Genomic DNA, 20,854 nt, shown 5'->3' with positions numbered 1-20,854 from the left:
CCGTTCGATGATGACCTCCGCGAACCTGCAGAAGTAGCGACCGACCGGTGGTGATTCGGCCCGAGCTGCTCTTGTGCGGGTGTAGACAGGGCATCAGTCACGAGGGCGCCCGTCGGGCGCGCACGTCGCGAATGTCAGGAAGGGACTGCGCATGTTCCGGAAGGTACTTGTCGCGAACCGCGGTGAGATCGCCGTCCGCGCATTCCGCGCCGCCTACGAACTGGGCGCGGGAACGGCGGCGGTGTTCCCGTACGAGGACCGCGGCTCGCTGCATCGTCTCAAGGCCGACGAGGCCTACGAGATCGGCCGGAGGGGGCACCCGGTGCGCGCCTACCTGTCGGTCGAGGAGATCGTGGGCGCGGCACGCAGGGCCGGGGCGGACGCCGTATACCCCGGGTACGGCTTCCTGTCCGAGAACCCGGATCTGGCCCGGGCCTGCGAGGACGCCGGAATCACGTTCATCGGTCCCAGCGTCGGGGTGCTGGAACTGACCGGGAACAAGGCGCGCGCGGTCGCAGCGGCCCGTGCGGCGGGTGTACCGGTCCTGGGGTCGTCGCAGCCGTCGACCGACGTGGACGAACTGACGGCGGCCGCGGAGGAGACCGGCTTCCCGTTGTTCGTCAAGGCGGTTGCCGGAGGCGGCGGCCGCGGCATGCGGCGAGTGGACGACCCCGGGCATCTGCGCGAAGCCATCGAGGCGGCGTCCCGCGAGGCCGAGTCCGCCTTCGGCGATGCCACGGTGTTCCTGGAGAAGGCCGTCGTCGACCCCCGCCACATCGAGGTGCAGATCCTCGCCGACGGACACGGCGACGTCATCCACCTGTTCGAGCGGGACTGCTCGGTGCAGCGGCGTCATCAAAAGGTCCTCGAACTGGCCCCGGCGCCCAACCTCGACCCCGCGATCCGGGACCGCATCTGCGCCGACGCGGTCGCCTTCGCGCACAGCATCGGCTACCGCAACGCAGGCACCGTCGAGTTCCTGCTCGACCGGGAAGGCAACCACGTCTTCATCGAGATGAACCCGCGCATCCAGGTCGAGCACACGGTGACCGAGGAAGTCACCGACGTCGACCTGGTCCAGGCGCAACTGCGCATCGCCGCCGGCGAGACCCTGGCCGACCTCGGTCTCGCGCAGGACAGGATCTATCTGCGGGGTGCCGCACTGCAGTGCCGGATCACCAGCGAGGACCCGGCCAACGGATTCCGGCCGGACACCGGCACCATCAGCGCGTACCGCTCGCCGGGCGGCTCCGGCATCCGGCTGGACGGCGGCACCGCCTTCGTCGGCTCCGAGATCAGCGCCCACTTCGACTCCATGCTGGTGAAACTGACCTGCCGGGGCCGCGACTTCGCCACCGCGGTGCGACGGGCCAGGCGCGCGGTGGCCGAGTTCCGCATCCGTGGCGTGGCCACGAACATTCCGTTCCTGCAGGCGGTTCTCGACGACCCGGACTTTCAGGAGGGCCGGGTCACCACGTCGTTCATCGAGGAGCGCCCGCATCTGCTGACCTCGCGCCACTCCGCCGACCGCGGCACCCGCCTGCTCACCTACCTCGCCGACGTCACGGTCAACAAGCCGCACGGTGAGCGCCCGCACCTGATCGACCCGACGACCAAACTGCCGGACATTGCGAACGGCGTACCGCCCGCCGGGTCGAAGCAGCAGCTGACCGAGCTGGGGCCGGAGGGCTTCGCGCGGCGCCTGCGGGAATCACCCGCGGTGGCCGTCACCGACACCACTTTCCGGGACGCCCATCAGTCCCTGCTGGCCACCCGGGTGCGGACGAAGGATCTGCTCGCCGTTGCCCCGGCCGTGGCCCGGACTCTGCCGCAGCTGCTCTCGCTGGAGTGCTGGGGCGGCGCCACCTACGACGTAGCGCTGCGTTTCCTGGCCGAGGACCCCTGGGACCGCCTGGCCCGCCTGCGTGAGGCGGTGCCCAACATCTGCCTGCAGATGCTGCTGCGTGGCCGCAATACGGTCGGCTACACCCCGTACCCCGCGGAGGTCACCACCGCCTTCGTCGAGGAGGCCACGCGGACCGGCATCGACATCTTCCGCATCTTCGACGCGCTCAACGACGTCGGCCGGATGCGGCCGGCGATCGACGCCGTACGCGAGACCGGATCGGCTGTCGCCGAGGTGGCCCTGTGCTACACCTCGGACCTGTCCGACCCGGCCGAGACTCTCTACACCCTCGACTACTACCTCCGGCTCGCCGAGCAGATCGTCGAGGCCGGCGCGCACGTCCTGGCAATCAAGGACATGGCGGGGCTGCTCCGGGCACCTGCCGCCGCGAAACTGGTGACCGCGCTGCGCAGGGAGTTCGAGCTGCCCGTCCACCTCCACACCCACGACACGGCCGGCGGGCAGCTGGCCACCTACCTGGCCGCGATCAACGCGGGCGCCGACGCCGTGGACGGAGCGGTGGCCTCGATGGCGGGCACCACCTCGCAGCCCTCGCTCTCGGCGATCGTCGCGGCCACCGACCACTCCGAGCGGCCGACCCGACTGAGCCTGCGGGCGGTCGGGGACCTCGAACCGTACTGGGAGATCGTGCGCAGGATCTACGCGCCGTTCGAGGCCGGCCCGGCCTCGCCCACCGGGCGCGTGTACGACCACGGGATCCCTGGCGGTCAGCTGTCCAACCTGCGTGTTCAAGCAAGGGAGTTGGGCCTCGGCGACCGGTTCGAGGACATCGAGGCGATGTATGCCGCGGCCGACCGTATGCTCGGCCGCCTGGTCAAGGTCACGCCGTCGTCCAAAGTGGTCGGCGACCTCGCCCTGCACCTCGTCGGCGCGGGCGTCCCACCGGAGCGGTTCGCCGCCGAGCCCGGCGCGTACGACATCCCGGACTCCGTGATCGGTTTCCTGCGCGGCGAGTTGGGCGACCCGCCCGGCGGCTGGCCGGAGCCGTTCCGCAGCAAGGCCCTCAAGGGCCGCGCCGCGCCCAGGCCGGTCGCCGAACTGTCCGCCGGGGACCGCGACGGACTGGAAAAGGACCGTCGGGCCACTCTCAACCGGCTGCTGTTCCCCGGTCCGGCGAAGGAGTTCGAGGCGCATCGGGACGCCTACGGCGACACCGGAGTCCTGCCGAGCAAGGACTTCTTCTACGGTCTGCTGCCGGGGGAGGAGCATGAGGTGGACCTCGAGCCCGGGGTGCGGCTGCTCATCGCACTGGAGGCGATCGGTGAAGCGGATGAGCGCGGCATGCGCACGGTGATGGCCACGCTCAACGGCCAGCTCCGGCCGATCCAGGTGCGTGACCGCTCGGTGGCTTCGGAATTGCCGGCCGCGGAGAAGGCCGACAAGTCCGACCCGAAACACGTAGCCGCGCCGTTCGCCGGGGTGGTGACGCTGTCGGTCGCAGCCGGAGACCGGGTCGAGGCGGGTGCGACCATCGCGACGATCGAGGCGATGAAGATGGAGGCCGCCATCACCGCTCCGGTCGCCGGAGCGGTGGACCGTCTGGCCATCACCTCCGTTCAGCAGGTCGAGGCGGGCGACCTCCTGATGGTGATCGCCCAGCCCCGGTGAGATTGATCGCCCGGGCCCCGGAGCCGTGCAGTCGCCCGCCCGGCTCCGGGACTCCACGGCCGGGAGGTGCGCAGGCCGGGAGGGTCCACCACGCAAGCGACGATCTCGCGGTGAACCCTCCCTGAGGTGCTCCTGGCCGACGCCGACAACGGGGAATACCCCGACAGCGGCGATCACATCGGCCGTCCGACGGCTCGTCCTCACCGAGTGGGGACGTCGGATCCCCTGGTGAGCCGAGGGTGGTCACTGCTCCCGCATCCCCCACGGAGAGCCGTACGCGCTGAGCAGGTCCAGGAAGGGGCGCGCGGGGAAGGCCTCCGGGCCGAGGACTCCCGAGCCGGTCCACGCGCCCGTGGCCAGGAGTTCAAGGGCGACGACCGGGTTGACGGCCGTCTGCCACACCACTGCCTGGGAGCCGTACTCGGCCATCGACCACTGGTTGTCGACCACGTGGTAGAGGTAGACCTCGCGCGGCTCGCCGTCCTTGGTGCCGCGCACCCAGGTGCCCGCGCAGGTCTTGCCGTGCATGCGCTCGCCCAGCGTCGCCGGGTCCGGCAGGCAGGCGGCCACGACGTCGCGGGGCGACACACGCACCGGGCCCGCAGCGCTCGGCACGGTCACCGGGTCGGTGCGGTCCAGGCCCAGGAGGTGCAGCGTCCTGAGGGTCTGGATGAATTCCTCGCCCAGGCCGTACTTGAAAGTCACGCGCCGAGCGTCGACCCAACGGGGGACGAGCAGCACCTCTTCGTGCTCCACGTTCACGCACTCGACCGGCCCGATGCCCTCGGGGAAGTCGAACACCTCCGGCTCACTGAAGGGCGCGGTGGTGAACCAGCCGCGGTCCGCTTCGTAGACGACCGGCGGATTGAGGCACTCCTCGATGGTGGTCCAGATGCTGAAGGAGGGTGCGAATTCGTAGCCGTCGACGGTGAGGTTCGCGCCGTCGCGGATGCCGATCTCCTCGATCTCGTCGAAGAGTTCGTCGGCCGCGTACCGTGCGAAGACATCGGACAGCCCTGGCTCCACACCCATGCCGACGAGAGCCAGCGCACCCGCCTTCTCCCAGTCGGCGGCCTGCGCGAACTGCGTGTCGCCGAGCATGACCCCGCACTCCTCGTAAGGCCGCTCGGGGTGCGGGCGCGACAGAGACATTGCCATGTCGAGGTAGGTTGCGCCGGCCGCGAGCGCCGCCTGGAAGAGGGGCATCACGAACCGCGGATCGGTGGCATTGAGCAGGACGTCGCATTTGTGCCGTGTCAGCAGCGCCGTCACCGCGGTCTGATCGGACGCGTCGACATGCTCGGCACGAAAGCGGCCCGCGGTGCCCGCGAGGGCAGCGACCGCCGCCTCGGCCCGGCTCAGGTCGTAGTCGGCGACGACCATCTCGTCGAAGAACGAGCGCCGGGCCGCGATACGGGTGATCGCGGTGCCCACACCGCCGGCTCCCACAAGCAGAACACGCATGACACGGACTTCCTCTCTGTGGAGATGGGGCATGCCCGCGCGGAACGGAGGCGCGGCGCCCCTGCCGGGAGATCCAACGTTGCGTGCCCGGATAAGGTCAATGGTGTTGGCATAAGGATCGGTGCGAGGAGGCGGCGGTGGCGAAAACGGTGGTACCCGAGGAGAAACGGCGGCGCCGCCGTCCCACCAGGAGCGGCACCGTGCTGTCCGAGCAGCTGATCGTCGAGACCGCCCTGCGGATGCTGCGTGAGCACGGCAGTACGGGACTCACCGCCCGCCGTCTCGGCCTGGCCCTGGACGCCGACCCCAGCACCCTCTACCGGTACTTCCGCGGCATGGACGATCTGACCCTCGCCATCGGCGATGCCCTCATCGGGCAGGCCCTGCAAGGCTGGCGGCCCACGGGGGAGTGGCGGTCGGATCTGCGCGGCCTCGGGTTGCGCATCCACGCCGTGTATGTCGCGCATCCGCAGGCGGCACTGCTGACCGCGAACCGAGTCACCGGCCGGGCTCACGAACTGGCGGCCGACGAGGCCATCCTCGACGTACTCCGCACGGCGGGATTCCCGCTGCCGGACACGGTACGGATCTACCAGGCCTTCATCGACCAGACCCTGGCCTTCGCCGCGCTCGACGCCGCCTCGCTGGCCCTGCCACGCGAAAGCCTCAACGCCGACGAGGACATGTGGCGCTCGACGTACGCCCGCCTGCCGCGCACCACACACCCCCGGATCGCCGAGGCGGCGCCACTCCTGGCGACCCGGATGGTCGACAGCGCCTATCCCACCGCCCTGGACATGCTGCTGGACGGCGCCGCAGCGCAGTGGGAGGCGCGGCGCTCCCGGCGATAGAGCGGCGGGGCCCATGGCCGGGCCCGACGTGGCCGCCCGGACGGGCGGCAGCGCATGTCCGTTCGGGCGACCATCCGGTGCGGGTCACGTGGCGTGCTTGATTTCGATGTGCTTCGCCTCCGCCTTCTCCTCGCCGAGGCCAACGCTGACGGTCAGCATGCCGTCGACGTATTCGGCACGGACGTCGTTCTCGTCCGCGCTCTTGGGCAGGGTGACACTGCGGGTCAGGGACCCGTAGCGGATCTCGCTGCGATGCTTGTCCACCTCGTGCTCGGTGCGCTCGGCCCTGATGGTGAGGCTGCCGTCCTCGACCGTGACGTCCAGATCCTTGACCTCTATGCCCGGCAGTTCCGCTCGAATGACGTAGCGGCCGCTCTCGGTGAACTCCTCGATCCTCATGGTGTACAGATCGGCCATCGCCGGCATGGTGAATCGGGTGGGGAAGGCCTCGAACCAGTCCGGCAGATCCGGGAACGGGAACTTCTGCTTGCGTGCGATGACAGCCATGCCCAGACCTCCTCGGTCCTGCGGTTACGACATGTCCAGTCCACCGCGCCACGCTCCCGGACGCAGGGGCCGAACAGTCCGCACCGGGGGTCCGAAGGTCCCAGGAGCTCGCCCTGGCCCTGGGGAACAGCTCTCTGAACGGGGGCCGCTCGGCCCTCCGCCACGCCGCCCATGTGCGTACCGTGCAGGTATGAGCTGCGGCCGCAGCCCACGACTGCTGCCCCGTGCACGCAGACAGGTGGAGGAAGCCATGACAGCTGCCAGTGAACCACTCCCGATCATGCTCGGCGTCGACGCCGCGGAGCCGGCCGATGCGGCCCTGGCCTGGGCCACCGACGAAGCCGCCCGCCGTGGGCTGCGCCTGCATCTGGTCCACGCCGTGCTGCCCGTGACCCATCACGTACGCGGCGTCGAGGAGACGGCGCACCACAAGGCCTTGCGTCAGCTGGGCGACGAGGCACTCGACAAGGCGACAGCTCGTGCCCATGAGCGGCAGCCGGGTCTTGAGGTGACGACCTTCATCACGGATGGCAATCCGGCCCAGGTCCTGGTACGGAGGTCCGCTCACGCGCGGCTGGTGGTCCTTGGCTCGCGTCGGCTGGGCCGGCTGGGAGAGATGCTCAGTGCTGTCTCAACGACCGTTCCGGTCAGTGCGCACGCCGCCTGCCCGGTGGTCGTGGTGCCGGAAGCCGAGCGCACCGAGGAGGAGCCGCCGTATCTGGTGGTCGGGGTGGACGCCAGCCGGTCAGCCGAGGCCGCGCTGGAACATGCCTTGGAGGCCGCTGCCTCGCAAGGCGCCTCCGTGCGTGCGGTATGGGTGTGGCAACGGCGGCTGCCGGGGTTTTTCGACGAGGACGCTGCGATCGAGGCGTGCCACAGGCAGCTGCATGAAGCAACTGCGGGGCGGTCCAGTGCCTACCGCGATGTTCCCCTGAGCCACGCGGTGCTGCGGGGGCATCCTGTCGAGGCGTTGGCGGAGGCTTCCGAGCATGCGCTCGCTGTGATCGTCGGCCGCCGTGGCCGGGAGGGTTTCACCGGTATGCGGCTGGGCTCCGTCCCTCATGGGCTGCTGCACAGGGCAACCTGCCCCGTGATCACTGTGCCCCCGCCGGCCGACGAAGGGAACTGAGGCCGGGAGACCGGACCGCACCGCATACCGCATCGCATACCGCACCGGTCCGATTGCGTGAGCCTCTCGCCCAGCGACTGCGCACGGCCGGAACGGCGCGTGGTGAGCCGCTGCCGGTCGCCGCGACCACGCCTGCACGAGCCCGGCCATCGCCCGGCCGGGCCCGGTGAACGGGCCCGGCCACAACAGGCCCCGAGGCCGGTAAACACATCGCCCGCAGCGCGTTCGAGGGCGACGACCCGCAGGAGCCGGACGTCTCCGAGCTGCGGCTCGGGCCGTTCTCGGCGCGTCACGGCGCCGACCGTGGGCCGGGGCCCGCTCTGAGCGCCGCGCCGAGTGGCGTTCCACGGCGACCTGACGCCCATCGTCCCGGCACACGAACGCAGCGCCACCGCACGGTGGGGGCCTTCGCCGCTGTGAGTCGCAAACGCTGTTCAGGGCCTGGCCAAAGAAGGGCCCGTGCGCAAGGATCACGCTCGCACCACGCCATCCCCCGCTATTCAACACGCCACCGCACCACATCCCAGCACGGGAGGATGTACATGACTCGCCGCACACCCCGCGGCCTGATCGCCGCGGCCACCGCGACCGTGGCCCTGCTCGGTCCGGCCGGAGCGGCCTCGGCCTCGGGCGCAGTCCCCGCCCCGGCCGAACCACAGGCCCGGGTATTCATGGTCAACCCCGTCCAGTCCTCGGGCGACCAGTCGCTCTCCGACGCCAAGGACTCGGCCGACGCCGTCCCCACCTCGAGCTATGCCTTCGCCGCGTTGCGCAATCTCGACGGCAGTGGCGGACTCTCCGGGCGGTGGGCCTACATCAGGTCGGACACCGGCGCCTCCGCAAAGACCGCCGACGCCGGCACGTACACCCGGCACGACGACCAGTTCGAGCAGGTCATGGCCTACTTCTGGGTCAATGAGGCACAGGAGTACCTGCAGGGCCTCGGCTTCGGCAGCGAACTGCCCGGCGCCAACAACCGCGCGCAGCCCATCCGTATCAACCAGTGGGGTGCGGACAACTCCTTCTTCACCGACAAGAAGGCCGAGATCCGCTTCGGCAAGGGCGGCGTGGACGATGCCGAGGACGCCGAGGTGATCGTTCACGAGTACGGACACGCGGTGCACAACGCCCAGGTGCCCGGCTTCGGCACCTCCCCGGAGGCTGGGGCGATCGGTGAGGCCTTCGGCGACTACCTCGCAGTCGAGGTCGGCGCCCATGCGGACGCCCGGTACGGCTGGCCCCGCAAGGCCGACCTGGCGTGCGTCGCCGACTGGGACTCGGTCGCCTACAGCATCGCCCCGCACTGTCTGCGCCGGATCGACGGGAACAAGGTATACGGGGACCGGGTGGGCGAGGTGCACGCGGACGGTGAGATCTGGTCCCGCGCACTCCTGGACATCCGCGGGGCGCTCGGCGCCAGGGTGGCCGACCGCGTCATCGTCAACGCTCAGTTCGGCTTCGCACCCGACACCAGCTTCCACGATGCCGCGTTGACGACGATTGCGACGGCGCAACGCATGTACGGCAAGAGTGCGGCGGACGCGGTCCGTGCCGCGTTCAAGGCCCGCGAGATCCCTGGCGTCCAGTAGGCAGCGTGACGGCGGTCGCCCCCTTCCCAGGGCGGACCTCAGCGTGGTCTCGCGTCGGCCTTGAGTCCGTTGCGAGGCCACGCGCCGGCCGGATCGATCACCGGGCAATGCTACGGCAGATGTGGCAAGTGATGGCCGGCGCAAGGCAATTGCATCATGGAGACGGCCTTTCTGACGGGGTGCCATCCCTTGGTCCGGGAGGTGCCACGGAGCCGGGGCCAAGTACGAGGCGTCCGGCGTTCGGCCTGCGTGCATCGCCATCAATTCTCCAGCTCTGCAGCTTACTTGAGTGATTCCGGACGTGCGCCGCACGGCTGCCTTCACATATCCATCATGTTTTCTACATCTCTTCATCACGGGTTGTGTATGCTCCAGGCGCTTCATCCGCACCACTGGGGGGACTTCCTCATGCGCATACGCCATGCCATATCCACTGTCGCCGCTGCCGCGGCCATCGCGGCTGTTGCCGTTGCCCCGGCCCAGGCTGCCGAGTACTCGTCGGCGCTGAAGATCAAGGGTGTCCAGTACGACGCGCCGGGCCCGGACTCCAACAAGTGCTCCACCGGGAACGCCAAGGAGGAGTACCTGACGATCAAGAACTACTCGTCGAAGGCGACCGTCAATCTCAAGGGCTACGTCGTCAAGGACGCCACCGGTAACCGCTTCACCTTCTCGACCAGCCACTACCTCGAGCCCGGCGACTACATAAAGCTGCGGGGAGGCCACGGCACCGACTCCGACGCCAAGAACGTCGTCTACCGCCAGAACTGCAACTTCATCTGGAACAACGACAAGGACACCATCTACCTGTACAAGCCGTCAGGCAGCCGGGCGGACGTCCACGCCTACACCAAGAGCGGCTCCGACCCCGACCGCAACGGCTACGTCAACTTCCACGGCTGACGCACCATCACTGCACATCGCAGGGAACGGCGGCAGAGGGTGAGCTCTGCCGCCGGCTCGCCGGCGGCCCCGGGGCGGCGCAGGCACAGTGACGACCGCGGTCGTCGTGGCCCCGCCGCGGGCTACCAGTGTGCGGGACGGGCGAGGGCGGCAGGCAGCTTGGTGGCCGAGTCGCCCTTGGCGGCGTTGAGCTGGGCCTGGGTGAGGAAGATGCTTCCGGTGAGGTCGGCTCCGCTCAGGTCGGCGCCGCGCAAGTCCGCCCCGATCAGGTCGGCCATGCGCAGGTCGGCCTTCTTGAGGTCGGCCCCGATGAGGCAGGCACCGCGAAGGCTGGCACCGCGCAGGTGGGCGCCGCCCAGCCTGGCCCCGATCAGCTGGGCTCCCCGGTGGTTCTTCTTGCGGCCGGGCACCTCGGCCCGCACCAGGTCACTGGTCCGCAGCAGCAGAGCGTTCACATCGTCGCGCAGCGCCGCCACGTCAAGGTCCGTGAGCGATGCGGCATCCCCCCGGGTGAGGCCGTCGACGCGCTTCAGCGCACGGCGCAGGTCCGGGTGGACCGGGCGGGCCGGCGCGAGGTCGAGGGCCTCGGTGACGTACCAGAGCAGTTCGTGGAGCTGCCGCATCACCGGCAGGACCTCGAACATCGGGCGGGCAGTCTCCGGCGCCTGCCGCCAGTCCGTTCCACCGAAGGTGACCTGCGAGACCTTCTGGCCCGCACCGAAGCAGTCGAACACGGTGCAGCCCTGGAAACCCTTCTCCCGCAGACGTGTGTGGATGCCGCAGCGGAAGTCCGTCTGGAGGTTCGCGCACGGCTGCCCGGCGTCCTTGTCCACCGCGAAGTCGGCGGAACGGGCGAAGGGCAGCGCGACGCAGCACAGCCCGAAGCAGCTCGCGCAGTCGGCTTGCAGATCGTTGCGGCCGCTGCTGTCGGACTGGGCCGCGTGCTTCTGGGACAACTGCGTCCTCTCCTGTGACGAGATGAGCATGGCGGTTTCGCCGCGCTCCGAGGCGAGCGCCCATTCTCGCAGACGGCGCGTACCTGCCATCCGTGAGAGCAGGCCCCGGGGGCGGCGGCGGGCTCAGTCCGCAGGCCGGACAGCACCGCCATCTGGGGTCGCGCGCTCAGCGCAGTCCAGGCGGACATTGCACTGATCGCCCGGACCATCGCCGTATACGAACCCGTCGTCGTGTGCGCCGACTCCGCGGGCGACGCCAGGGCGCGGTCGATGTGCGGATCCTCGGTCACGGTCATCAGCTCCCTCCCGGTCGTTGACTACTGGGTGCGTGACACCGGCCCGGTCTTCCGCACCGCAGGCTCCGGCGGCCTGGATGCGATCGGCCTGAACTTCAACCGGGGACTGCCTGCCGAACCGACGCGATGCCTGGTCCGGTCATCGCCCTTACGGTGGTGAGATGGCAGTCATCAACGGTTGGAGGCGAGAAGCACGAGCCAGGCCCGGCTTGGTGGACGCGCTGATGTCGGCCGTGCTGTTCGCGCTGTCGGTTGTGGCTTCTGCTGTTGTGCCGGACGAGCACCGGATCGAGTACCGGTGGCAGGGCGTGGTGCTGGCGGCGGTCGGCTGCTCGGCCCTGATGTGGCGACGCCGTCACCCATTCGGCGTACTGGCTGTCGCGGTCGGCTGCGGGGTGCTTTTTCAGGTGCTCGGATTCCGGGAGAGCCCGGTGGTGGCAAGCCCGGTCGATGTGTCCGTCTACACCGTGGCGGTGCAGACGGACCGGCGCACCACCTGGACCGCGACGTCGGTCACGGCCGCCGTCCTGGTGGGGGCGGCTGTGGTGTTCGCTCCGGGATCGTGGCTGGAGCCGGAGAAGGCGGTGATGCTGGCGTGGACGGCTCTGTCGGCCGCCATCGGGGACGCGGTGCGGTCACGCCGTGCCTATGTGGCAGCCGTGGAGGAACGGGCGGAGAACGCGGAGCGGACCCGTGAGCAGGAGGCACAGCAGCGGGTGGCGGCTGAGCGGGTCCGGATCGCGCGCGAGCTGCACGACGTCGTCGCGCACCACATCGCCTTGATCAATGCTCAGGCAGGCGTCGCCGTCCATCTCGCGGAGCGGCGGCCGGAGCAGACGCTCGCCGCTCTGGAGAACATCCGGGACACCAGCCGGTCGGCGCTGGATGAACTTCGCGTGACCGTCGGCCTGCTACGGCAGTCGGGTGATCCGGCGGCGCCGCGCGATCCGATGCCGGGTCTGACGCAGCTGCCGGCCCTCTTGGCGTCGTTCGAAGGCGCCGGCCTGGCTGTCAGACACAGTCAGCGGGGTGTCAGTGAGCCTCTGGCGCCGGCAGTCGACCTGGCCGCGTACCGCATCGTGCAGGAGGCCCTGACCAATGTGCACAAGCACGCCGGCTCGGACCACGCCCGACTGTTCCTGCACTACCGCCCCGAATGGCTGACGATCACCATTGAGGACGACGGACGCATCGGGCCGGACCACCAGCCGACCCAGGGAACGGGGCACGGGCTGATCGGGATGCGCGAGCGGGCTGCCATCGTCGGGGGCACGCTGTACGCGGGAGCCCGCCCGGAGGGCGGCTTCGCTGTGACTGCCGATCTGCCCCTGCGAGCCGCAACGGCCACGGGCGGTCCGGCAACGAACGGACCGCCGAGGAGAGATGGGTATGACGATCCGCGTACTGCTCGCCGATGACCAGGCCCTGCTGAGGGGCACCTTCAGGATGCTGTTCGATTCTGCGGACGACATGGAGACCGTGGGCGAGGCATCCAACGGCCGGGAGGCAGTCGAGCTGGCCCATGCGCAGCACCCGGATGTGCTCCTGATGGACATCCGCATGCCCGAGATGGACGGCCTTGCCGCGACGCGGCTGATCGGCGAGTCGGAGGACCTCGCAGGGGTGAAGGTCCTCATCCTCACCACCTTCGAGGAGGACGAGTACGTCGCCGAGGCGCTGCGCGCGGGTGCGAGCGGCTTTCTCGGCAAGGGCGCGCGGCCCGACGAGCTTCTCGAGGCCGTCCGCACGGTCGCCGCCGGGGAAGCGCTGCTGTGCCCGTCTGCCGCCCGAGCGCTGATCACGCGATTCCTGACGCAGCCGGAAGCGTGCCCGGCAGCCATGCACGAGCGGCTGGAGTGCCTGACACCACGGGAACGCGATGTCCTGGCGCTCGTCGCGCTGGGCCTGTCGAACGAAGAGATCGCCGATCGCTTGTTCATCAGCCCGCTGACCGCCAAAACCCACGTCAACCGGGCCATGACCAAGCTGGCGGCTCGTGACCGGGCCCAGCTCGTGGTCATCGCCTACCAGAGCGGCCTGGTCAGCCCGGCGATGGAGCCGACTCGCTCAGCAACATCCGCGTAATCTCCGGCAGGGGTACGTGCCGAGTTCCGTCCCGGCTGTAGGCCGGCGGACTCCGTACCACGGACGTGGTACCCCGGAATCGCTGCACGGGGACGATGCGCAAGGGGCCGTCCCCGGGCGAAAGTGAGGTGGTGAACGGAGGTTTCGCAATGATCGAAGCCCACTGCCTGACCAAAAGGTACGGCGACAGAACGGCCGTCGAGGATCTGTCCTTCACGGTCCGCCCCGGCATCGTGACGGGGTTCCTCGGTCCCAACGGGGCCGGCAAATCCACCACCATGCGGCTCATTCTCGGCCTGGATGCCCCCACCGCAGGGCATGTCACCGTCAACGGCCTCCCCTACGCAAGGCACGAAGCGCCCTTGCGCGAGGTCGGGGCGATGCTGGAGGCCCGCGCCATCCACACCGGCCGCACCGCTTACCACCACCTGCTGGCCCTGGCCGCCACCACTGGCATCCCCCGTCGGCGCGTGAACGAGGTCATCGACCTCGTAGGCCTGCGCGAGGTCGCCAACAAGCGGGCCGGTGGGTTCTCCCTGGGCATGGGCCAGCGTCTCGGCATCGCCAGCGCGCTTCTCGGCGACCCTGCCACGGTCATCCTCGACGAGCCGGTCAACGGCCTCGACCCGGAGGGCATCCGGTGGATCCGGAATCTCCTCAAGAGCTTGGCGGGGGAGGGGCGCACGGTGTTCGTCTCGTCGCATTTGATGAGCGAGATGGCGCTCACCGCCGAACATCTCGTCGTCATCGGCCGCGGCCGGCTCATCGCCGACACCTCGGTCGAGGAATTCACCCGCGGCGCGGCCCGCACCGTGGTGCGCGTGCGATGCCCGGAAATCGGCCGTTTGAAACGTCTGCTGGCCGCTCCGGACGTCACCCTCACCTCCTGCGCGCCCCACACCTTGGAGGTAGTCGGCCTGACGAGTGACCACATCGGCTCGGTTGCCGCCGGGCACGGGCTCACCCTGCTCGAACTCTCCCCCCAGAGGATCTCTCTGGAGGAGGCATTCATGGAACTGACCCGGGACGCGGTCGAGTACCGCGCCAACAGCACCGACGAGCCGGTCGGAGTAAGGAGCACGTCGTGACAACGGTCCTTATGTGCCCGCTCGGCTCGACAGCGCGCCCCGGCAAGGTGACCCTGCGGCGGGTCCTCAAGTCCGAATGGATCAAGCTGCGCACCGTGCACTCCACGTCGATCACCTTGCTGACCGCCGTGGTAGCGATGGTCGGGTTGGGCATGCTGGTCAGTCACCTGCGGGCAGGCCACCTCGACGCGCGGGAACTGGCGCACTTCAACGGAGCCGAGGTCAGCCTGGGCATGTACCGGCCCGCACAGTTGGCCATCGGTGTCCTCGGCGTCATGGTGTTCACGGGTGAGTACTCCACTGGAATGATCCACGCCACGCTCACGGCCGTCCCCAGGCGGCTGCCCATGCTGGTGGCCAAGGCCGCCGTCTTCACCGGCGTCGTCCTCGTCCTGATGACCGCAGCCGCTTTCACCGCCTTCTTCGGTGGCCAGGCTGTCCTGTCCTCCGCTCACCTGGACACGCATCTCTCCGCCCCGGGCGTCACCCGTGTGGTTTTCGGAACCGCCCTCTACCTCACTGTCGTCGGACTGTTCGGCGTCGCCTTGGGCGCCATCATCCGCAGCTCTGCGGGAGCCATCGCCACACTGGTGGGCATCCTGCTCGTCCTGCCCGGACTGGGCGCCTTGCTGCCGGCCGACTGGGCTCAGCACATCGACCCCTATCTGCCCAGCAACGCCGGACAAGCCGTGCTCTCCGTCGTCCCCGATCCCGCGATGGCCCCCTGGACAGGTCTGTCACTGTTCGCTGGATACGCAGCCGCCCTCCTGGGCCTCGCGGCCTGGCTCCTCAAGCGACGCGACGCCTGACCAGCACAGGCCGAAGCCACACAGCAGGGCCACAGGTTCGTCCCGGGATTCGCCGACCGCGCACGCCCCGTCCGGAGCAGACCGACACACCGGGGGCGGATGGTGAGGGGCACGCCGGGCCGCGGCCCCAGCGCCCACGGCACCACGCATCATTCGCTGCGCCGCCCGCCCACCGCATACCCGATACACGGCCGAACCTGCTGGATCCTCCCGCTGCCGTTCGCAGCCGCAGTCTTCCTTTCCCGGCGCCGGGCCGGCCCGCAGAGGAGAGGCCCCGCCGATCGAAGGCGACCCGCACCCACCAGGACAGCACCGCCGAACAGACCGCGTCCGCCGTGGACGTCACCGAGCAGGACCAGGATGGCGCCCGCGCCTGAACCCCATGGCCGCACCGACCGCGCGGCCCCCCCCGCACCGAGAGGACACCCGCCATGTTCACCACACCCCAGGAATGCAGCACGATCCGTGAGCTGCTGGCCGGATACGCACTCAATGCCCTCGCCGCCGACGAAACCACTCGGGTCCGCGCCCACCTGACGACCTGCCCCGCCTGCCGGGACGAGCACGACTGCCTCGCAGCGGTGAGCGCGCACCTGCCCCTGCTCCGCGATGCTCTCGCCCGCGACACCGGCCGACGGCAGCACATGTACGTGCCCGCCCCGGCGGAGGGCTGCCACACGCCCCGTCACCAGCCCCGTCGGCGTCGGCCGGCCCGGGGCGGCATGGCCAGGCAGCTCACGCTCACCCAACTGGTGAGCAGGACGCGTGCGTCAGGTGAATCCGGCAAGCGCATAGGCAGGGATGCCCAGGGCCCCCGGGTGACGGCAGACGGCGGGGAGGGGCGGACCGCGCCTCAGACTCTCCGCCTGGTGGCCACACCCCGGCCTGCCGCGTGAGGCCGAGGCGGGACGACCGGGCCTGTGGTCGCATACGCCTCGACCGCCTGGCTGTTGAGCTTCGTTGCCCAGCGCTCCTCCCATGCCCTCGTCAACGACCGGATCGTCGTCGGAGCGCTGGTGTTCGGCCTGCTCGGGGCGGGGGCGCTCAACGCCTGACAGTCAGGCCGCGGGGAATCGCGAAGGCGGTCAGTGCCGCGCTGCCGGGTCCGAGCCGGGCCCACGGGCCCGGGAACAGGAGCACGGCGATGGCCGAGGTCGGGAACTTTCCGTGGACCCGTGCGACTGCCTGATCGTCACCCTCTCCGGCCAAGGACAGGACCAGGTCCTGTACGCCCGGTTGATGGCCGATCAGCAGCACCGTCCGCCGCCGCTCCGGGACCGTACGCACCACATCGAGCAGGGTGGAGGCGGTTGCCTCGTAAACCCGTGGCTCGAAGACCACCTTCGGTACCGCACCGAGTTCCGCCGCGACAAGCTCCCATGTCTCACGGGTACGCCTGGAGGTAGAGCAGATGACCAGATCGGGCACACACCGAGCCTCGCGCAGCCACCGCCCGGCCGCCGGGGCGTCCCGGCGGCCCCGCCCGGCGAGCGGACGCTCATCGTCGGTTACACCCTCCGGCCAGGCCGACTTGGAGTGCCGCAGCACGATCAGCCGGGTGTGCGCGGACCTGGGCACGGTCTCATCTCGCTTCCGCCGACTGCATGCCACCGACTCCGCGCCTGACGTCCGCCGCTGCTTGCCCGGATGCCGGCAGCGCGCCGGGAGCGCTCCGCGGTACGAGCGTGCAGCTCGCGAAGACAAGGAACAGCCGCTTGCCCTGAACGGCTCGCAGAATGGCGAGGACCACGGGTGCTCCCTCAGGCTCGAAGGGTCGGTTCCCTCAATGGCGGGCCGAAAACCGGCCGGCCCTGACGGGACCAGTCTTGGTCGGTATCCGGCACCCAACCAGTCGATTGCTCCACCCGGCGGAATGCGCCAGGGAGCACCCCGGATGCGGACCGGGTTCATGACGGCGGCGCGGTGGGAGGCCCACCGCGGCCGGAAGTGCGGCTCCTGGACGGACAGTTCACCGACGAGGGCGTGACCGGCCGGGCCGCTGCCGCAGTTCTGTCCCGGCCCCGCCTGTTTGACCAGCGACCGTCCTTGCGGGCAATCAGCCTGCGATCTCCGCCGGGAACCAGCGACTGCGCCTGTCGGGTGACTTCGCGAGTGTGCAGCCGCGGGAGCCGGGGGGACGCGACACCGTCTGGTACCAGCAAGGAATGCCCAGGCGATCGCATCTCCAGCCCGACAATCCGGACCCAGGCTCCCGGCCTGGAAAGCGGGGGCATCCGGTCCGTGCGGCGTCGCGCCAGGCGATGCGTGGCACCAGAGGTCCCGCGCCCCGCGACCTGGGCTCGCAGCGCGCAGCGGCCGACCCGACGCAGGAACTGCATGTGCCCCCCGCGCTGCGGACGGCCGCTGCCTACGCCTGGCGGACGCTCGTCGTGGGAGCTTTCGTCTACGCCGTCTTTTCCGTGCTCGGACGGTTCCACGAGGTTGCGGTAGCAGTCTTCCTCGGCCTGGTCGTCACCGCGTTGTTGCGGCCGACGGCCGACCTCCTGGCTCGTGTGATGCCGCGGCCACTCGCGGTGGCGGTGACGCTCCTCGGCAGTATCGTCCTGGTCCTCGGCGTGCTGTCCCTGGTCGGTGAGGCGGTCGCCGGAGAACGTGCCGGGCTGGAGCGGCAGTTCAGCGACGGCCTTGCCAGGATCGAGCGGTGGCTGGAGAAGCCACCGTTCCGGTTGAACCCCGGGGCACTGAGCGACTTGCAGGTCCGGATCGGACAGTACCTCTCCAGCCATCGGTCCACCCTGATCAGTACGGCGCTCAGTGGTGTGGGGCGGCTGGTGCAGGTGATGACCGTGTTCGCTCTCGCGCTGTTCTGCTCGGTCTTCTTCATCCACTCGGGCGACCGGCAGTGGGACTGGTTGTGCGAACAGCTTCCGGCGACGGCGCGGGAGCGAATGGAGATCGCGGGCCGAGCGGCGTGGCGGACGTTCACCGGGTACACCCACGGCATCGTCGTGGTGGCCACTACCAACTCCGTACTCGTGGGACTTGCCCTCTTCGTACTCGGAGTGCCGCTGGCGATTCCGCTGGCGCTGCTGGAGTTCTTCGCCGCCTTCGTCCCACTGATTGGTTCACCTATCGCCCTCGCAGTGGCTGCCGTCGTAGCTCTGGCGTCCAAGGGCCCGTTCGTAGCGGTCGTTGTCATCGCGCTGATCGTCATCATCGGCCAGATCGAGGGGCACCTGCTGCACCCGATCGTGATGAGCTGGGCAGTCCGCCTGCATCCCGTCGTGGTCGCACTCTCGGTGATCGGTGGCGCGATCGCGGCGGGGGTGCTCGGAGCGGTGGTGATCGTTCCGCTGGTTTCCGTCGTCTGGTCGGTCCATCAGGCTCTGCAGCGGGCACGGGGATCCGCGCAGGCGAAGGCACCCCGTACACGGTCGGCGACCGGCATGCGCAGGGGACGAGGGCCGAACCGTCCCGGCGTGTAGCAACGCCCACCCGCGGATCAGGAGTAGAAGTTGCGCTGCCACCGGTGCTTGGCCAGCACGGCGAGCTGGTCGGCGGTGAGCGGGCGCCCGTCGCTCAGGGCCGTGTTGCGCTCGACGTTGCGTACGGTGCGCATGCCGGGGATGACGGTGGAAACCGCCGGCGAACTCAGTACGAACCGCAATGCGGTCTCGGCGATCTCATCGGGGGTGATACCGAGGTCGGCGACGATCGCGGCCACCCGCTGTTCGACCTGTGCCGGGCGGTCATCGCGGAAGTAGCGGTTGCGCCAGTCACCCTCGGGAAACGTGGTGCCCGCAGTGATCCGACCGGTGAGGCCGCCCTCGTCCAGCGCCACCCGTACGATGACACCGACGCCGTGTTCCTCACAGGCCGGCAGCAGTGTGTCGGCGGGTGCCTGGTCGAAGAGGTTGTAGATGACCTGCACGCTGTCCACGGCGCCGCTGCGTACGAGTGCGAGTGCGTTGTCAGGCTGGTGGTCGTTGATGGAGACGCCGAACAGGCGAATCTTGCCCTCCTGCTTCAGTGCGGCGATCGTCTCCAGCCAATCGCCACGGCCGACCCACTCATCACTCCACACATGGAACTGCAGTACGTCGAAGTGGTCCAGGCCGCTGGTGCGCAGACTGGTCTCCAGGCTTGCGCGGATGTGCTCGCCCGGGAATGTCTCGGCCAGGTCGAGGCCGTCGGGCGCCGGCCAAGTGCCGTTCTTCGGCGGCACTTTGGTCGCGACGAGTACCTCGTCGGCCCGCTCGCGGACGACCCGGCCGACGATTCGCTCACTCTCGCCATAGCCGCGCGCGGTATCGATGAAGTTCACGCCAAGGTCGATGGCACGGTGCAGGGCCCGTACGGACTCGTCCTCCGTGGCACCCACCCAGCTGGACTCACCGATGCCCCACGCGCCGTACCCGATCTCGGACACGGACAGTCCACTTCGCCCCAGCTCGCGGTAGCGCACAGTCATCCTCCACGTCATGGTCCTCGTCCTGGCCGATCAGCGGCTTCCACCAGGAATCACGTCGACGATAGGCAATGTGGGTGGCTGGGGCAGGTGGATTTTGCGGGGGCCGCTGTCGTGGTCACGGGTGCGCCCGTCAGCTTGTGTGTGGTGGAACGTGTGCGTCTCGACGAATGTGCTCTCAGGTGTGAACCCTCGCCGCAGGTGGTTGTAGTCGTAGCCCTGTCGCCGTGGAGCTGAAGAAGTCGCGACGTGTCGGCCCGGCAGCGCTCGTACATCAGTGCGGTGATGGTATCGGCATATGCCACTTCGATGATCCGGCCATGGGAAGCCGGTGCCCGGACGGGGCCGTGGTGGACGTCATCGTCTTCCCGTTCATCGGGCTCATTGCGTACTCGGTCGTCCTCGGTGACTGCACGCCCGACGATTCAATCGTCTTCCGGGGCGGAGTCTGACGTTCCTGGAGGCCAGGGCGGAACGGCTGCGAGGGTGCGTGGCAAGATCCATCGGTGAATCGCTGACGATTTACAGGACAGGTTTGAGATGTTGCCCTCCGAGTTCAGCGACCGCGTTCGCTGAACATGGATTGTCTCCCTTTTCAGCGCGACAGGACCGAGCGCGCATGGTCCGAACTCTGCCGAGAGCCCGGGCACGGGCATCAGCGCTCAGGCTGCCCCTACGAGTGGACTACTGCTCGTTCTGGTCGGGGACCACATGTACGGCCGCCTCCTCGGCGGAGGCCGCCGCGCCATCGATTCCCATGTCGAGAGCGATCATGCACCTCTCATTGTCACCGTGTGCGCCCTCGTCGGGCGCGACCAGTCGCCCCGCGCGCAGATCACCTACCTCCCCGTCCCGGAGCTCACCGTCCGTGTCCACGACATCACCGATTCCGTCCCCGTCCGGGGGGTACACGTCCGGCTCCTCCTCGCTGAGGCGCTGGTCGAGACTTTCTCCCTCTCGCTGCTCGGCCGCAGTGACACCATGGTGTTCCACGGCCCATGGCCGCTCAGGGGGCGAATAGCCTGTGTCGAGCGGGTCCTGGCCCGCCCTGTCGTCAAGGGTGTCGGCCGGATCCAGAAGCCCGGCGTCGTCCTGCACTTCCGAGCCGTCCGGCTGGTAGACCTCGTCACCCATCGTGGTGTCGCCGTCCATGGCACCTCCACTGTCGCGAATGAACCGTCGGGACAAACGTGCCATTTCGCGCCATGTCCTC

At 69.3% G+C, this 20,854-nt stretch carries 19 protein-coding genes and 1 pseudogene; 14 read left to right on the top strand and 6 right to left on the bottom strand.

Translation table 11 applies throughout. The features are described from left to right. The first annotated feature begins 151 nt into the window (after nucleotides 1-151). Nucleotides 152-3,535, top strand: coding sequence for a pyruvate carboxylase (locus ACIBB8_RS18150; protein ID WP_398953191.1), 3,384 nt, complete (start codon nucleotides 152-154; stop codon nucleotides 3,533-3,535). A 243-nt stretch (nucleotides 3,536-3,778) separates the two neighbouring features. On the opposite strand, the gene ACIBB8_RS18145 is transcribed toward ACIBB8_RS18150, so the two are convergent. Then, complete coding sequence (locus ACIBB8_RS18145; protein WP_398953189.1) at nucleotides 3,779-4,999, bottom strand: saccharopine dehydrogenase family protein; 1,221 nt, start codon at nucleotides 4,997-4,999, stop codon at nucleotides 3,779-3,781. Nucleotides 5,000-5,136: 137 nt separating this feature from the next. On the opposite strand from ACIBB8_RS18145, the gene ACIBB8_RS18140 reads away from it, so the two are divergent. Continuing rightward, nucleotides 5,137-5,850 (top strand): TetR/AcrR family transcriptional regulator, encoded by a 714-nt coding sequence (locus ACIBB8_RS18140; RefSeq protein ID WP_398953187.1) that lies wholly within the window; start codon nucleotides 5,137-5,139, stop codon nucleotides 5,848-5,850. A gap of 84 nt (nucleotides 5,851-5,934) precedes the next feature. Here ACIBB8_RS18140 and ACIBB8_RS18135 read toward each other — a convergent pair whose 3' ends face one another. After that, nucleotides 5,935-6,357: an Hsp20/alpha crystallin family protein gene (locus tag ACIBB8_RS18135; protein WP_398953185.1), complete on the bottom strand. Its 423-nt coding sequence runs from the start codon at nucleotides 6,355-6,357 to the stop codon at nucleotides 5,935-5,937. 250 nt (nucleotides 6,358-6,607) lie between these two features. Between ACIBB8_RS18135 and ACIBB8_RS18130 the strand changes: the two genes are divergently transcribed. The 3 genes from ACIBB8_RS18130 (at nucleotide 6,608) to ACIBB8_RS18120 (ending at nucleotide 9,978) form a co-directional block, all read left to right on the top strand. Further along, nucleotides 6,608-7,486, top strand: coding sequence for a universal stress protein (locus ACIBB8_RS18130; protein WP_398953183.1), 879 nt, complete (start codon nucleotides 6,608-6,610; stop codon nucleotides 7,484-7,486). A 542-nt stretch (nucleotides 7,487-8,028) separates the two neighbouring features. Continuing rightward, nucleotides 8,029-9,075, top strand: coding sequence for a M36 family metallopeptidase (locus tag ACIBB8_RS18125; RefSeq protein ID WP_398953181.1), 1,047 nt, complete (start codon nucleotides 8,029-8,031; stop codon nucleotides 9,073-9,075). Nucleotides 9,076-9,483: 408 nt separating this feature from the next. Further along, nucleotides 9,484-9,978: a lamin tail domain-containing protein gene (locus ACIBB8_RS18120; protein WP_398953179.1), complete on the top strand. Its 495-nt coding sequence runs from the start codon at nucleotides 9,484-9,486 to the stop codon at nucleotides 9,976-9,978. Nucleotides 9,979-10,100: 122 nt separating this feature from the next. Here ACIBB8_RS18120 and ACIBB8_RS18115 read toward each other — a convergent pair whose 3' ends face one another. Then, nucleotides 10,101-11,024: a pentapeptide repeat-containing protein gene (locus ACIBB8_RS18115; RefSeq protein ID WP_398953177.1), complete on the bottom strand. Its 924-nt coding sequence runs from the start codon at nucleotides 11,022-11,024 to the stop codon at nucleotides 10,101-10,103. 57 nt (nucleotides 11,025-11,081) lie between these two features. On the opposite strand from ACIBB8_RS18115, the pseudogene ACIBB8_RS18110 reads away from it, so the two are divergent. From ACIBB8_RS18110 to ACIBB8_RS18080, 7 genes and pseudogenes are all read left to right on the top strand, one after another. Further along, a pseudogene (locus tag ACIBB8_RS18110) lies at nucleotides 11,082-11,390 on the top strand (agmatine deiminase family protein); the annotation flags it as partial. Nucleotide 11,391: 1 nt separating this feature from the next. Then, a complete protein-coding gene (locus ACIBB8_RS18105; RefSeq protein ID WP_398953175.1) occupies nucleotides 11,392-12,648 on the top strand; it encodes a sensor histidine kinase in 1,257 nt (418 codons plus the stop codon). Further along, nucleotides 12,620-13,315: a response regulator gene (locus ACIBB8_RS18100; RefSeq protein WP_398953173.1), complete on the top strand. Its 696-nt coding sequence runs from the start codon at nucleotides 12,620-12,622 to the stop codon at nucleotides 13,313-13,315. Before ACIBB8_RS18105 ends, ACIBB8_RS18100 begins: the two co-directional genes overlap by 29 nt. A 149-nt stretch (nucleotides 13,316-13,464) precedes the next feature. After that, entirely contained in the window at nucleotides 13,465-14,403 is a 939-nt protein-coding gene (locus ACIBB8_RS18095) for an ATP-binding cassette domain-containing protein (RefSeq protein WP_398953171.1), read from the top strand. Continuing rightward, a complete protein-coding gene (locus tag ACIBB8_RS18090; RefSeq protein ID WP_398953169.1) occupies nucleotides 14,400-15,212 on the top strand; it encodes an ABC transporter permease in 813 nt (270 codons plus the stop codon). Before ACIBB8_RS18095 ends, ACIBB8_RS18090 begins: the two co-directional genes overlap by 4 nt. Nucleotides 15,213-15,643: 431 nt before the next feature. After that, nucleotides 15,644-16,108 carry a zf-HC2 domain-containing protein gene (locus ACIBB8_RS18085; RefSeq protein WP_398953167.1) on the top strand — a complete coding sequence of 155 codons (465 nt, stop codon included), beginning with the start codon at nucleotides 15,644-15,646 and terminating at the stop codon, nucleotides 16,106-16,108. Between the two features lie 24 nt (nucleotides 16,109-16,132). Further along, a complete protein-coding gene (locus tag ACIBB8_RS18080) occupies nucleotides 16,133-16,267 on the top strand; it encodes a hypothetical protein (RefSeq protein ID WP_398953165.1) in 135 nt (44 codons plus the stop codon). Here the strand turns inward: ACIBB8_RS18080 and ACIBB8_RS18075 are convergent. Beyond that, complete coding sequence (locus ACIBB8_RS18075; RefSeq protein ID WP_398953163.1) at nucleotides 16,257-16,790, bottom strand: SixA phosphatase family protein; 534 nt, start codon at nucleotides 16,788-16,790, stop codon at nucleotides 16,257-16,259. The genes ACIBB8_RS18080 and ACIBB8_RS18075 overlap by 11 nt on opposite strands. Before the next feature lie 683 nt (nucleotides 16,791-17,473). Between ACIBB8_RS18075 and ACIBB8_RS18070 the strand changes: the two genes are divergently transcribed. Then, a complete protein-coding gene (locus ACIBB8_RS18070) occupies nucleotides 17,474-18,658 on the top strand; it encodes an AI-2E family transporter (protein WP_398953161.1) in 1,185 nt (394 codons plus the stop codon). A 17-nt stretch (nucleotides 18,659-18,675) separates the two neighbouring features. Here ACIBB8_RS18070 and ACIBB8_RS18065 read toward each other — a convergent pair whose 3' ends face one another. Then, complete coding sequence (locus ACIBB8_RS18065; protein WP_398953382.1) at nucleotides 18,676-19,638, bottom strand: aldo/keto reductase; 963 nt, start codon at nucleotides 19,636-19,638, stop codon at nucleotides 18,676-18,678. A gap of 323 nt (nucleotides 19,639-19,961) precedes the next feature. Here ACIBB8_RS18065 and ACIBB8_RS18060 point away from each other — a divergent pair, with 323 nt between their 5' ends. Beyond that, nucleotides 19,962-20,093 carry a hypothetical protein gene (locus ACIBB8_RS18060; protein WP_398953159.1) on the top strand — a complete coding sequence of 44 codons (132 nt, stop codon included), beginning with the start codon at nucleotides 19,962-19,964 and terminating at the stop codon, nucleotides 20,091-20,093. Between the two features lie 232 nt (nucleotides 20,094-20,325). Here ACIBB8_RS18060 and ACIBB8_RS18055 read toward each other — a convergent pair whose 3' ends face one another. Further along, nucleotides 20,326-20,793: a DUF5709 domain-containing protein gene (locus ACIBB8_RS18055; RefSeq protein ID WP_398953157.1), complete on the bottom strand. Its 468-nt coding sequence runs from the start codon at nucleotides 20,791-20,793 to the stop codon at nucleotides 20,326-20,328. Nucleotides 20,794-20,854: the final 61 nt, after the last annotated feature.

The sequence above is a fragment of the Streptomyces sp. NPDC051286 genome (assembly GCF_044455345.1).
In the GTDB taxonomy this organism is placed as follows: Bacteria; Actinomycetota; Actinomycetes; order Streptomycetales; family Streptomycetaceae; genus Streptomyces.
The sequence above is the reverse complement of the archived record's forward strand: the minus strand, read 5'-3'. Positions and strand labels throughout refer to the sequence as shown.